This window comes from Streptomyces sp. NPDC001890 (assembly GCF_042891445.1).
Classification (GTDB): Bacteria; Actinomycetota; Actinomycetes; order Streptomycetales; family Streptomycetaceae; genus Streptomyces.
This window is the reverse complement of record NZ_JBIATE010000002.1, coordinates 941,019-953,061: the sequence shown is the minus strand read 5'-3', so window position 1 is coordinate 953,061 and position 12,043 is coordinate 941,019. Positions and strand designations below refer to the sequence as shown.

11 protein-coding genes are annotated in these 12,043 nt (G+C 71.4%); 6 read left to right on the top strand and 5 right to left on the bottom strand.

All coding sequences use genetic code 11. The features are described 5' to 3' along the window. Positions 1 to 31 precede the first annotated feature (31 nt). The 4 genes from ACFYY1_RS10480 to ACFYY1_RS10465 all read right to left on the bottom strand — a co-directional run bounded on the left by ACFYY1_RS10480 (position 32) and on the right by ACFYY1_RS10465 (position 4,944). Complete coding sequence (locus ACFYY1_RS10480) at positions 32 to 2,515, bottom strand: ATP-binding protein (RefSeq protein WP_388583139.1); 2,484 nt, start codon at positions 2,513 to 2,515, stop codon at positions 32 to 34. 214 nt (positions 2,516 to 2,729) lie between these two features. Beyond that, positions 2,730 to 3,053: an STAS domain-containing protein gene (locus tag ACFYY1_RS10475; RefSeq protein ID WP_072486732.1), complete on the bottom strand. Its 324-nt coding sequence runs from the start codon at positions 3,051 to 3,053 to the stop codon at positions 2,730 to 2,732. Between the two features lie 235 nt (positions 3,054 to 3,288). After that, positions 3,289 to 4,137: a 3-hydroxyacyl-CoA dehydrogenase family protein gene (locus tag ACFYY1_RS10470; RefSeq protein ID WP_376420754.1), complete on the bottom strand. Its 849-nt coding sequence runs from the start codon at positions 4,135 to 4,137 to the stop codon at positions 3,289 to 3,291. Between the two features lie 165 nt (positions 4,138 to 4,302). Next, a complete protein-coding gene (locus ACFYY1_RS10465) occupies positions 4,303 to 4,944 on the bottom strand; it encodes a TetR/AcrR family transcriptional regulator (RefSeq protein WP_388583137.1) in 642 nt (213 codons plus the stop codon). A 99-nt stretch (positions 4,945 to 5,043) separates the two neighbouring features. Here ACFYY1_RS10465 and ACFYY1_RS10460 point away from each other — a divergent pair, with 99 nt between their 5' ends. From ACFYY1_RS10460 to ACFYY1_RS10450, 3 genes are all read left to right on the top strand, one after another. Next, on the top strand, positions 5,044 to 5,844 hold the full coding sequence (locus tag ACFYY1_RS10460; protein ID WP_388583135.1) for an ABC transporter ATP-binding protein: 801 nt from the start codon (positions 5,044 to 5,046) through the stop codon (positions 5,842 to 5,844). Between the two features lie 27 nt (positions 5,845 to 5,871). Next, positions 5,872 to 6,621, top strand: a complete 750-nt coding sequence (locus ACFYY1_RS10455) for an ABC transporter permease (RefSeq protein ID WP_388583133.1) — start codon at positions 5,872 to 5,874, stop codon at positions 6,619 to 6,621. A 76-nt stretch (positions 6,622 to 6,697) separates the two neighbouring features. Then, positions 6,698 to 7,270 (top strand): cob(I)yrinic acid a,c-diamide adenosyltransferase, encoded by a 573-nt coding sequence (locus ACFYY1_RS10450; protein ID WP_388583131.1) that lies wholly within the window; start codon positions 6,698 to 6,700, stop codon positions 7,268 to 7,270. A gap of 33 nt (positions 7,271 to 7,303) precedes the next feature. On the opposite strand, the gene ACFYY1_RS10445 is transcribed toward ACFYY1_RS10450, so the two are convergent. Continuing rightward, on the bottom strand, positions 7,304 to 7,903 hold the full coding sequence (locus tag ACFYY1_RS10445; protein ID WP_388583129.1) for a hypothetical protein: 600 nt from the start codon (positions 7,901 to 7,903) through the stop codon (positions 7,304 to 7,306). 151 nt (positions 7,904 to 8,054) lie between these two features. Between ACFYY1_RS10445 and ACFYY1_RS10440 the strand changes: the two genes are divergently transcribed. The 3 genes from ACFYY1_RS10440 (at position 8,055) to ACFYY1_RS10430 (ending at position 11,947) form a co-directional block, all read left to right on the top strand. After that, entirely contained in the window at positions 8,055 to 9,251 is a 1,197-nt protein-coding gene (locus ACFYY1_RS10440) for a sensor histidine kinase (protein WP_388583127.1), read from the top strand. Continuing rightward, positions 9,248 to 9,898, top strand: a complete 651-nt coding sequence (locus tag ACFYY1_RS10435) for a response regulator (RefSeq protein ID WP_388583125.1) — start codon at positions 9,248 to 9,250, stop codon at positions 9,896 to 9,898. Before ACFYY1_RS10440 ends, ACFYY1_RS10435 begins: the two co-directional genes overlap by 4 nt. Before the next feature lie 171 nt (positions 9,899 to 10,069). Continuing rightward, a complete protein-coding gene (locus ACFYY1_RS10430) occupies positions 10,070 to 11,947 on the top strand; it encodes a glycosyl hydrolase family 18 protein (RefSeq protein ID WP_388583123.1) in 1,878 nt (625 codons plus the stop codon). Positions 11,948 to 12,043 lie beyond the last annotated feature (96 nt).

Genomic DNA, 12,043 nt, shown 5'->3' with positions numbered 1-12,043 from the left:
CACGTCCGGCGTTCGTCGGTTCCTGGGCGGTTCAGGCGATGGCCGGACCGCTGTCCGCACTCGCCGCCGACGACGACGAGGGTCCGCTCGCCGAGTCGGAGGTGTCGGGCGAGGACGGCTCGGGTTCGGTGGCCGTGTCCGTCGGGCTCGGGGACTCGGTCTCCGTCGGGCCGGCGGTCGGGCTGGAGGTCTTCGTCGGCGAGGGCGACTTCGTCCCGGTGGGCGACTTGGTCGGCTTGTGCGACGGCGGCCTGCTGCTGGACGACGTGTCCGAGGACGGGCTGCCGCTCGATTCCGTCGGGTCCGTGGACGGGGTGCCGCTGCCGCTCGGCGTGACCTCGCTGCCCGAAGGACCGGGCGTCGCCGGACTGCCGCTGGACGCCGGGTCGGCAGGCGTCGATCCGTCCGCCGGGCCGTCGGCCGGCAGTTCGTCCTCGCCGCCCTCCTGGCTCTGCGACTGTTCGGTCGTGACGCCCTGGTTCCCCTGGACGTCGTCGTCGCCGGAGGTCAGCCCCAGCCCGACCACCGTGCCGAGCACACCGGTCAACAGGACGCCCGCGGCCGTCGCGACCAGATTGCGCCGGGCCCCGGCGAGCAGCCCGAAGCGGCCTCCTCGCGCACCCCCGGCGGCCTTGGGCGCGCTGTGCCGCGAGATCACCGCGGTGTCGCCCTCGTACGGCCTCGGCGTCGTCTGCGTCACGGACGGCCTCGTCCCGACGGGCGGCGGCGTCGCCGGCCCCTCGGCCCGCGCGACCGGCAGCTCGTCCCCGGGCGGGGTGAGGACGATGGGCAGCGGGCCGCCGGTCCGGTCCGCGACCAGGGCGAGCGCGCGCCGTCCGGCCACCGCCCCGGACTTGTCGGCCAGCGCCCCGCGCATGCTGATCGAGGTCTCCAGCTCGGCCCTGGCCCGGTCCGGATTTCCGGCCAGGAGCGCGAGTACGCCCAACTCGTGGTGGAAGTAAGCCTCTTCGGCGACCTCCCCGGCGATCCGGGCCGCCTCCTGGCCGATCCGCAGCGCCTTCTCCCAGGCTCCCCAGTGCAGGCCCGCCGCGAAGGCCGGGGTGGCACTGCGGGCCAGCAGCACGGCCACGCTGGTCTGCCCCGCCCCGTCGCCGGGCACCAGCTGCGCCATTGCCGCGATGACGGCGTCGCCCTCGGCCGTCACCCGTTCGGGGGTGACCGAGGGGTGACCGGCCCACCAGGCGTAGTGCTGGGCCGCGGTACGGGCCCGCTCGGTGGCGTCCGCACCGTATCCGGCGGCCTCCAGCTGGGTGACGACACCGGCGGCGAGCCGGTAGCGCGAACCGGCCGGGGAGAGCAGCCCGCAGCCGGCCAGCTCGCCGAGCGCGGCGTCCGCGTGGGTGTCCCCGATGAGCGCCGGCAGATGCGCCTGGTGCGGCACCTCGCCGCCCAGGGCCACCGCGAAGCGCAGGGTGTCGCGGGCGGGCCCGCTCAGCCGTGAGGCGAGCAGCGCGGCGGGCGCCGCCCCCTCCCCGAGGCTGGGCAGCGGGATGTGGACCCCGTCGACGGCCTGGTCGTGCCCGAAGGGGGCGTCCGCGGGCCGGCCGTCGCGGCCGCCGTACTCGCCGTACGCCTCGGGATCGGTGCGCAACAGATCGCGCTGGCGCAGCAGGGCGGCCGCCTGGACGAAGCGCAGCGGCAGCCCCTCGGACTCGAACCAGAGGTCTCCCGCCCAGTTCGCCTCCTCTTCGGTGAGCGGGCGCTCGACGGCCCGCTCCAGCAGCTCGACCGCGGCGCTGCGGCCGAGGCCCGCGAGGAAGACCTCTTCGAGGTGCGAGTCCGTGGTGGGCGCGGCGACGTCCGGAACCGTCGCGAACAGGAAGGCGCACTCCGGTGTCGCGTCGAGCAGTTCCTCCAGCGCGGCCCCGCCGAACTCCAGGTCGTCGAGCAGCACGACGGCGCCGATGCTCCGGACCCGTTCGAGCAGCCGGTCACGGTCGGGGCGGTGCAGCGGCGCGTCGTGGACGGCCTCGAAGAGCCCGTACAGCAGGTCGGTGGCGTTCCGCTTGTAGCCGCTGAGCCGTACGACTCCGTCCGGCGCGAGGTCCGCGCAGTCGGCCGCGACGGCGTCGAGCAGTGCCGTACGGCCTGATCCGGCCGGTCCGGTGAGCCGCACCGAGCGGCCCCGGGACAGCAGGCGCACCAGCCGTTCGCGCTCCTGCGCGCGCTCCAGGAGCGGCAGTTGGGGGGCGGGCGGGCCGGGGGGCACGGGCGGCGCGGTGGCGCGTTCGCGGTCGGCGCGGCCGGTCGCGGTGCGCCGGGCGGGCGGTCCGGGCCGCTCCCCCGGCGGGCACAGCTCGACCTCGCTGCCGTCGATCGGGTTGACGGTGAGGAGGTAGTCGCCCGCTATGAGCCGGACGACGCGTGCCTGCGGCGTCGGCTGGCCGGGTTCCGGGGTCAGCTGGTCACGGGCCGGCCGTCTGCGGCCGGGCCCCTCGCCGAAGCCGCCGTTGTCCCGGCTGTACTCTTCCGGTCCCCGGTGTGTCGGGTCCATCGCCAAAGCCCCCAGACGCGTCGCGCACGATTGCCCCTCCGGCCTCGCACGCCCCGCTGTCGCTTCCGGTCCGGTGTCCGCCCGGTGGGTTCGTCAATCGGCGGACGGGCGAACCCTAGACCGTCGTGCCGGGTCCCCGCACAGTCGGGGGGTCACGCCGCCCGAAGCGCACGTTCTCGTGCGGATTGTGCGCTTTCGGCCGCGGCGTACGCCGCTACACGCGCGGCAGCGAGTCCGCGGCGATTCCGCCTTCGATGGCCAGGATGCGGTGCAGCCGGGTCGCCACCAGCAGGCGCTGCATCTGCGGCGGTACGCCGCGGAGCACCAGCCGCCGCCCGGCCCGTCCGGCCCGGCGGTGTGCGCCCATGATGACGCCGAGTCCGGTGGCGTCCCAGGAATCCAGCTCGGTCAGGTCGAGCACCAGGTCGCCGACGCCGTCGTCGAGGGCCGAGTGCAGGGCCGTACGGGCGTCCGCCGCGCTTCGGACGTCGAGGCGGCCCCCGACGACCAGCTCGGCGTGGTCGCCCCTGATGTGCATATGCGCTCCCCTGGAATGCTCCGTGGCAAAGTTCGTCTGTCTGTTCTGTCTCTCCCACAACTGACTGCGGCAGCGACAGGGAGGTTGCCGTCTGTAAGCGAACCGATACCGAATTCACCCCGTGGAGTGACCGAGGCACGGCAGGGGCCCGCTCGGACCCGCTGATTCCGGGAGACTCCCCCGGACCTCCGGGCCTGACCGACGGCAGATCAGGCAACCGGAGGACCGAAAACGATCAGTACGTGTAGAAGCCCTGCCCGCTCTTGCGGCCGATGTCACCTGCATCCACCATCCGGCGCATCAGCTCCGGAGCGGCGAACTTCTCGTCCTGCGACTCGGTGTAGATGTTGCTCGTGGCGTGCAGCAGGATGTCGACGCCGGTCAGGTCCGCCGTGGCGAGCGGGCCCATGGCGTGACCGAAGCCCAGCTTGCAGGCGATGTCGATGTCCTCGGCCGAGGCGACGCCCGACTCGTACAGCTTGGCGGCCTCGACGACGAGCGCCGAGATCAGCCGGGTGGTGACGAAGCCGGCGACGTCACGGTTGACGACGATGCAGGTCTTGCCCACGGACTCGGCGAACTCCCGCGCGGTGGCGAGGGTTTCGTCGCTGGTCTTGTAGCCCCGTACGAGTTCGCAGAGCTGCATCATCGGGACCGGCGAGAAGAAGTGCACACCGACGACGCGCTCGGGGCGCTCCGTCACGGCCGCGATCTTGGTGATCGGGATGGCGGAGGTGTTGGAGGCGAGCACCGTGTCGTCCCGGACGATCTTGTCGAGCGCCCGGAAGATCTCGTGCTTGACCTCCAGCTTCTCGAAGACGGCCTCGACGACGACATCCGCGTCGGCGACCGCGTCGAGGTCGGTGGTGGTCGTGATGCGGGCGAGCGCGGCCTCGGCGTCGGCGGCGTCCAGCTTGCCCTTGGAGACGAACTTGTCGTACGACGCCTCGATGCCGTCACGGCCACGGGCCAGGGCCTCGTCGGTGACATCGCGCAGCACCACGTCCCAGCCCGCCTGGGCGGAGACCTGCGCGATGCCGGACCCCATGAGTCCGGCTCCGATGACGGCGAGCTTCCTGGCCACGTCTGCACCCCTTGGTTTCGGCCCGCCTCTGCAGTTGTCCCTGCACGGCCGGGTCTCGACGGTTCTTCACATGCTCTCCGGCGGAGATTAGTACCGTTGGGGGGCGCTGGGGCGGCGAAGAGATGCGCGTCACGTCTCACATGACGGACATCACACCGGGACCCCTCATTCAGCGGCGCGCCGGGCGTAGTTGAGGACCTTTTCGCCGAGCAGGTCCTCGATGTCGTCGAGCAGGACGAGCGCGTCCCGGGACACCTCGCCCGCCTTGCGGCCGGCCACCATCTCGCGGCCGATGTACGCCATGAGCGTGCTGTGCACCCAGGAGAGCTGACCCGCCACCAGAATCGGCGCCGGGTCCCCGGGCTCCGTCCCGCACTCCTCGTGGAGCGTCGCCTCCAGATGCTGAAGGACCTCCTGCTGTACGTGCCAGAGGCGGGCCTTGAGGCCGTCCGCGCCCTCGATGACCCGCATGAAGCGCTCGTAACCGTCCATCAGGCCGACGGCGGGTGACACGCCCTCCACCTGGATGCGCAGTTCGCGCAGGACGGCGTCGGCCGCGGACTCACCCCTGTCCCGGCCCCGGACGTACCGCGAGAGACGGTCGACGATGCCGCGGCTGCGGTCGAGGAAGAGGTCCTCCTTGGTCGGGAAGTAGTTGTAGACCGTGTTCACCGAGACGTCTGCGGCGCGGGCGATCTCGGCGATCGTGACCGCGTCGAAGCCCCGCTCCAGGAAGAGACCGGTGGCCACGTCCGAGAGGTGCTGCCTGGTCTGGCGCTTCTTGCGCTCCCTGAGTCCCTCAGCCATGGCCCCATCGTAGGACTCCTCTGGGGTGCCTGAATATTTGGTGCTCCACAATATTTGGAGTCATTGCAATTTTTCATCGACTCTGTTTTTGTGGTCGGCATGCCAATCATCAGCGCGGCCGGGCTCGCCCGGACCTTCGACACCAAGGGCGGTCCGGTCCAGGCCGTACGTTCCATCGACATGACGGTCGCGGCCGGCGAGATCGTCGGTCTCCTCGGGCCCAACGGAGCGGGCAAGACCACCACCCTGCGCATGCTCACCACGCTGCTCGCCCCCACCGGCGGCGCGGCCACCGTGGCCGGCCACGATCTGCTCGCGGACCCGGCGGGCGTGCGGAAGAAGTGCGGGTACGTGGCCCAGTCGGGCGGCGTCGACCCCCACATCAGCGTCCGGGAGGAGCTGGTCACCCAGGGCAGGCTCTACCGGCTCGGCAAGGCGGCGGCAGCGTCCCGGGCCGCCGAACTCGCCGCTGAACTGGGCCTCTCGGAGCTGCTCGACCGCAGGACGGCCACCCTCTCCGGCGGCCAGCGGCGTCGGCTCGACATCGCCATGGGGCTCACCCACCGCCCGGTCGTGCTCTTCCTCGACGAGCCGACCACCGGGCTCGACCCGGGCAGCCGCGCCGACCTGTGGGAGCTGGTGCGCCGACTGCGGGACACCTACGGCACGACCGTCGTGCTCACCACCCACTACCTCGACGAGGCCGACGCGCTCGCGGACCGGCTCGTCGTGGTCGACGGCGGCCTGGTCGTGGCCGAGGGCACACCGGCCGCGCTGAAGACCCGGCACGCGGGCTCCCCCGCCGCCTCGCTCCAGGAGGCGTTCCTGGCGATCACCGGGCGCTCCCCCGCACCGGCCGACGCCGCTCCCGTCGCCATCCAGTCCGTCCAGTCCGTCTGATCCGCCCGGTCCGCCTAGAGGAATCCGATGCTTCTCCACGACACCGCGCTCGTCTTCGGGCGGTACGCCCGGCAGACCCTGCGCTCAAGGTTCCAGATCCTCTTCGGCATCCTCATGCCGCTGCTCTACCTGCTCTTCTTCGGCCCGCTGCTCACCGGGCTGCCGCTCGGCTCCACCGGTGACTCCTGGCAGGTCCTGGTCCCCGGACTGCTGCTCCAACTCGGCCTGTTCGGCGCGTCGTTCGCCGGGTTCGCCATCATCATCGACAAGTCGACCGGGGTCGTGGAGCGGATGCGGGTGACCCCGGTCAGCCGACTGGCGCTGCTCCTGGGCCGGGTCCTGCGCGATGCCCTGCTGTTCATGTTCCAGGCGGTGCTGCTGGTGCTCGCCGCCGTGCTCATGGGGCTGCGCGCACCCCTGCCCGGGGTACTGATCGGCTTCGCGTTCGTCGGTCTGCTGACGGTCTCGCTGGCCTCGCTCTCGTACGCCCTGGCCATGAAGGTCAGCACCCCGCAGGAGTTCGGCCCGGTGATCAACTCGATCACCATGCCGGCCATGCTGCTCTCCGGCCTGATGCTGCCGATGACGCTGGGCCCCGGCTGGCTGGACGTGCTCTCCCACCTCACGCCGTTCCGCTACCTCGTGGACGCGGTGCGGGACGCGTACGTGGGGTCGTACGCATCCGCCCACATGCTCTACGGGGTGCTTGTCGCGCTCGGATTCGCGGCGGTCGCCGTGGCGGTGGGCACACGCGTCTTCCGGCGGGCGGGTGCCTGACTAAGGGCTGTCCCGTAATCCCTGGCGGGCGCGCGACGACGGCCAGGGATTACGGGACAGCCCTTAGGCTGACCGCATGGTCAATCTGACACGTATCTACACGCGCACCGGCGACCAGGGCACCACCGCCCTCGGCGACATGAGCCGGACCGCCAAGACCGATCTGCGGATCTCCGCGTACGCCGACGCCAATGAGGCCAATGCCGTCATCGGTACCGCGATCGCGCTCGGGCAGCTCCCCGAGGACGTCGTGAAGGTCCTCGTCCGTGTGCAGAACGACCTGTTCGACGTGGGCGCGGACCTGTCGACCCCGGTCGTCGAGGACCCGAAGTACCCGCCGCTGCGGGTGGAGCAGAGCTACATCGACAAGCTGGAGGCGGACTGCGACCACTTCCTGGAGCAGCTGGAGAAGCTGCGCAGCTTCATCCTGCCGGGCGGTACCCCCGGGGCGGCGCTGCTGCACCAGGCGTGCACGGTGGTCCGGCGCGCGGAGCGGTCCACCTGGGCGGCGCTGGAGGTGCACGGCGAGGTGATGAACGCGCTGACCGCGACGTATCTCAACCGGCTCTCCGACCTGCTGTTCATCCTCGCCAGGACGGCGAACAAGGAGGTCGGCGACGTGCTGTGGGTGCCCGGCGGCGAGCGGTAGCCGTCCCGGTCCGCGGACCGGGACGGGCCGGGGTCAGCTCGACGGCCCCGGCCCCGGTCCCGGCCCCGGCGCCGTCTTCGGTGCCGTCTTCGGTGCCGTCTTCGGTGCCGTCTTCGGGAACAGCGTGTAGCTCCCCGCGATGACCACGTTGAGCCCGATCACGAACAGCATCTTCTGCTGCCACGCCTGCAACGACGACACGTCGCCGTCCCCGCCCACGTACCAGACGGCTGCCTGGAGCAGCGCCAGCGCGGTCACCGCGGCGACCGTCCAGCGTGCCGCGACCTTCCATTCGTGCACCGCGCGCGCCATGCCGTACTTCGGCGGCCTCACCGGCGGCGGTCCGCCCGCGAAGCGGTGCGCCACCCGGGCGTCGACCCAGCGGATCGTGGAGTGGCCGAGCCCCACCGTGAAGCCGATGTAGACCGCGGCGAGCCCGTGCTTCCAGTCGGGCTGGGCCCCGTTCTTCAGGTCCATGGCGGTCACCACCAGCAGGACGACCTCCAGCAGCGGCTCGCACAGCAGCACGGCCGCGCCCAGCCTCGGTTTCTTCGCCAGGTACCGCAGCGCGAGCCCCGCGGCCAGCAGCACCCAGAAGGCGACTTCGCAGAGCACGATCAGCGTGACGATCACGGCACTCCCCTTTCCGTCTCGCTCCAGCCTCCCGGCCGCCCGGCCCGGATTCGTCGTCTGCGATGACGAGCCGTGACTGCATCCTTCGATGTACTCGCGCCTCGCTCCTGGTACGGAGGTCCGGGCGCGGGCCGCCGTGTTGGATGGGAGGGTGCTCTCCCTTCCCCGGCCGCACCGCCACGACGTGCTCCTGGCGGTCATCGGCCTCTTCGGCGGCCTCGTCCTGTGGCTGCTCGGCCTGAACCTCCAGGGCGACCGGCTCTTCGTCGCCCCGTGGGTCTCCCTGCTGCCGCTGGCCGTCGTGTCGGCGCTCGAACTGGTCCGCCGGACCGCCCCGCAGACGGCCCTGGTCGTCGGCACGCTCGCGCTGGTCGCGGACCAGTTCACGGTCGGGAACCTGGCGACGGTGCTGATGTTCACGGACCTGATGTACGCGGCCGTGCTGTACGGGAAGCCGTCCGCCGCCCGCCGCATCCCGGTGACCACCTTCCTGATCACGGTCGTGATCACCATCGGGTTCCTGGCCTGGTTCCGCGACGCCCAGGCCCTGCTCATCGGCGTCGTCACCGCCATGGTGTCGTTCCTGCCCGCCATCACCGGGGTCAGCGTCCGCAACCACCGCGACGCGGCCGAGACGGCCCGGCTGCACGCCGAACAGACCGCGCTGCTGGCCGAGATGGACCGGAACCAGGCGGTGACCGCCGAGCGCACCCGGATGGCCCGCGAACTCCACGACATGGTGGCCAACCACCTGTCCGCGATCGCCATCCACTCCACCGCCGCGCTCTCCATCGACGACCCGGCCACCTCCCGCGACGCGCTGGGGGTGATCCGGGAGAACAGCGTCGACGGGCTCGCCGAGATGCGGCGGCTGATCGGGCTGCTGCGGGCCGGCGACGGCGCCCTGGAGCCGGCCGCCTCGCCCACCCTCGCCTCGCTGGACGCCCTGCTGGAGCAGACCCGTACGAACGCCGCGTCGAGCGGCCTGACCTGTACGTTCGAGGACGAGCGGGGAGAGGGCGGCGCACTGCCCACACCGGTCGAGCTGGCCGCGTACCGGATCGTCCAGGAGTCCCTGACGAACGCGCTCAAGCATGCCGCGCCCGGCCCGGTCACGGTGCGGCTCGGGCAGTCCGGGCAGCTGCTCACGGTGGAGGTCAGCAGTGTGTTCGGGGACCGTCCCGGGCCGCGCGCACCCGGCTCGGGGGCCGGTCTGGTGGGGATGCGGGAGCGGGTGGCACTGCTGGGCGGCGCGATCGAGGCCGGTCCGTCGACCACCGGCGACGGTACGAAGATCTGGCGGGTACGGGCCGAACTGCCCGTGGAGGAAGGGACGTCGAGGACATGACGATCCGGGTTGTGGTCGCCGAGGACCAGTCGGCCGTACGGGCGGGGCTGGTGCTGATTCTGCGCAGCGCCCCCGACATCGAGGTCGTGGGCGAGGCCGGGGACGGCGAGGAGGCGGTGCGCCTGGCCCGCGCGCTGCGGCCGGACCTGGTGCTGATGGACATTCAGATGCCGCGCCTCGACGGGGTGTCGGCGACCGCACAGGTGGTGGCCGAGCGGCTCGCGGACGTACTGGTGCTGACCACGTTCGATCTGGACGAGTACGTCTTCGGGGCACTGCGGGCGGGGGCCGCGGGCTTCCTGCTGAAGAACACCGACGCGCGCGATCTGCTCGACGCCGTACGGACGGTGGCGCGCGGCGAGGGGCTGATCGCCCCGGCCGTGACGCGCAGGCTGATCGCCGAGTTCGCCGGGGCCACTTCCGTACGGACGGCGAACGCGCCCGACCCCGCGGTGCTGGAGTCGCTCACCCGACGGGAGCGGGAGGTGCTGGGCTGTCTCGGCGAGGGCCTGTCGAACGCCGAGATCGCGGTCCGGCTCTCCGTGGCGGAAGCGACGGTGAAGACCCATGTGAGCAGACTGCTGGGCAAGTTGGAGCTGCGCAGCCGGGTCCAGGCGGCGGTACTCGCACAGGAATGGGGCGTCTGAAGGTTTAGTCGCGGACTTTGGTCCAGACCTCTTGACGATTGGTCCAGACCTTCCTAATCTCACCGAGCACACTGCGGTGAGCACGCCATGACAATGACGTGCTCAGGGCGGCGCAGGGTTTGCAGTCCACGGACCACCCCCGATTGTCCGGACCTCACCCGAGGAGCACCGTTGAGCACTGAAACCCCCCTACGCCGGACCCGATTCAGACTCGGGACCGGAAGAGCCACCAGATCCAGAGCAGTTGCCGGTGTCACCGCGCTGCTGCTGCCACTCGCCGCGATGGTCGGCCTGGCCTCCCCCGCCGAGGCCGCCACCTCGGCGACCGCCTCCTTCGTCAAGAAGTCCGACTGGGGCAGCGGCTTCGAGGGCCAGTGGACGGTGAAGAACACCGGCACCACCGCCCTGTCCTCCTGGACCATCGAGTGGGACTTCCCCTCCGGCACCGCGGTCGGCTCCGCCTGGGACGCCACCGTCACCAGCTCCGGAACCCACTGGACCGCCAAGAACCTCGGCTGGAACGGCTCGGTCGCCCCCGGCGCCTCCGTCAGCTTCGGCTTCAACGGCACCGGTCCCGGCGCCCCCACCGGCTGCAAGCTGAACGGCGCCTCCTGCGACGGCGGCAGCGTCCCCGGCGACACCGCCCCCTCGGCGCCGGGCACCCCCACCGCGAGCTCCGTCACCGACACCTCGGCCAAGCTGAGCTGGTCCGCCGCGACCGACGACAACGGCATCAAGAACTACGACGTGCTGCGGGACGGCACCGTCGTCTCGACCGTCACCGGCACGACGTACACGGACTCCGGCCTCAAGGCCGGCACCGACTACTCGTACACCGTGCAGGCCCGTGACACCGCCGACCAGACCGGCCCGGTCAGCGGCGCGGTCAAGGTCCACACCACCGGTGGCGGCGGCAACCCCGACCCCGGCACCGGCGGCAAGGTCAACCTCGGTTACTTCACCGACTGGGGCGTCTACGGCCGGAATTACCACGTCAAGAACCTGGACACCTCGGGTTCCGCCGCGAAGATCACGCACATCAACTACGCCTTCGGCAACGTCCAGGGCGGCAAGTGCACGATCGGTGACTCCTACGCCGACTACGACATGGCGTACACCGCCGACAAGTCCGTCGACGGCGTCGCCGACACCTGGGACCAGCCGCTGCGCGGCAGCTTCAACCAGCTGCGCAAGCTCAAGGCGAAGTACCCGCACATCAAGGTGCTGTGGTCCTTCGGCGGCTGGACCTGGTCCGGCGGCTTCGGTGAGGCCGCGAAGAACCCGGCCGCGTTCGCCGAGTCCTGCTACAACCTGGTGGAGGACCCCCGCTGGGCCGATGTCTTCGACGGCATCGACATCGACTGGGAGTACCCCAACGCCTGCGGTCTGACCTGTGACACCAGCGGCCCGGCCGCCCTGAAGGGCCTGACCACCGCGCTGCGCTCGAAGTTCGGCAGCAGCAACCTGGTGACGGCCGCCATCACCGCCGACGGCTCCGAGGGCGGCAAGATCGACGCCGCCGACTACGCCGGCGCCGCCCAGTCCCTGGACTGGTACAACGTGATGACGTACGACTTCTTCGGCGCCTGGGCTGCCAAGGGCCCGACCGCCCCGCACTCCCCGCTCACCTCCTACGACGGCATCCCGCAGGCCGGCTTCAACTCCGCCGACGCCATCGCCAAGCTGAAGGCCCAGGGCGTCCCCGCGTCCAAGCTGCTCCTCGGCATCGGCTTCTACGGCCGCGGCTGGACCGGCGTCACCCAGGACGCGCCAGGCGGCACCGCCACCGGCGCCGCACCCGGCACCTACGAGGCGGGCATCGAGGACTACAAGGTCCTCAAGAACAGCTGCCCGGCCACCGGCACCGTCGCCGGCACCGCCTACGCCCACTGCGGCACCAACTGGTGGAGCTACGACACCCCGGCCACCATCACATCCAAGATGAGCTGGGCGAAGAGCCAGGGCCTGGGAGGCGCGTTCTTCTGGGAGTTCAGCGGCGACACCGCCAACGGTGAACTCGTCGGCGCCATCAACAGCGGCCTGAAGTAGCCCTCACGGTCTGAGACAACCCCCCACCAGCACCACGCACCACCCCGGAAAGCAGCCGGGGAGACGGGTCCGCCCCCCGTCTCCCCGGTTCTTCCG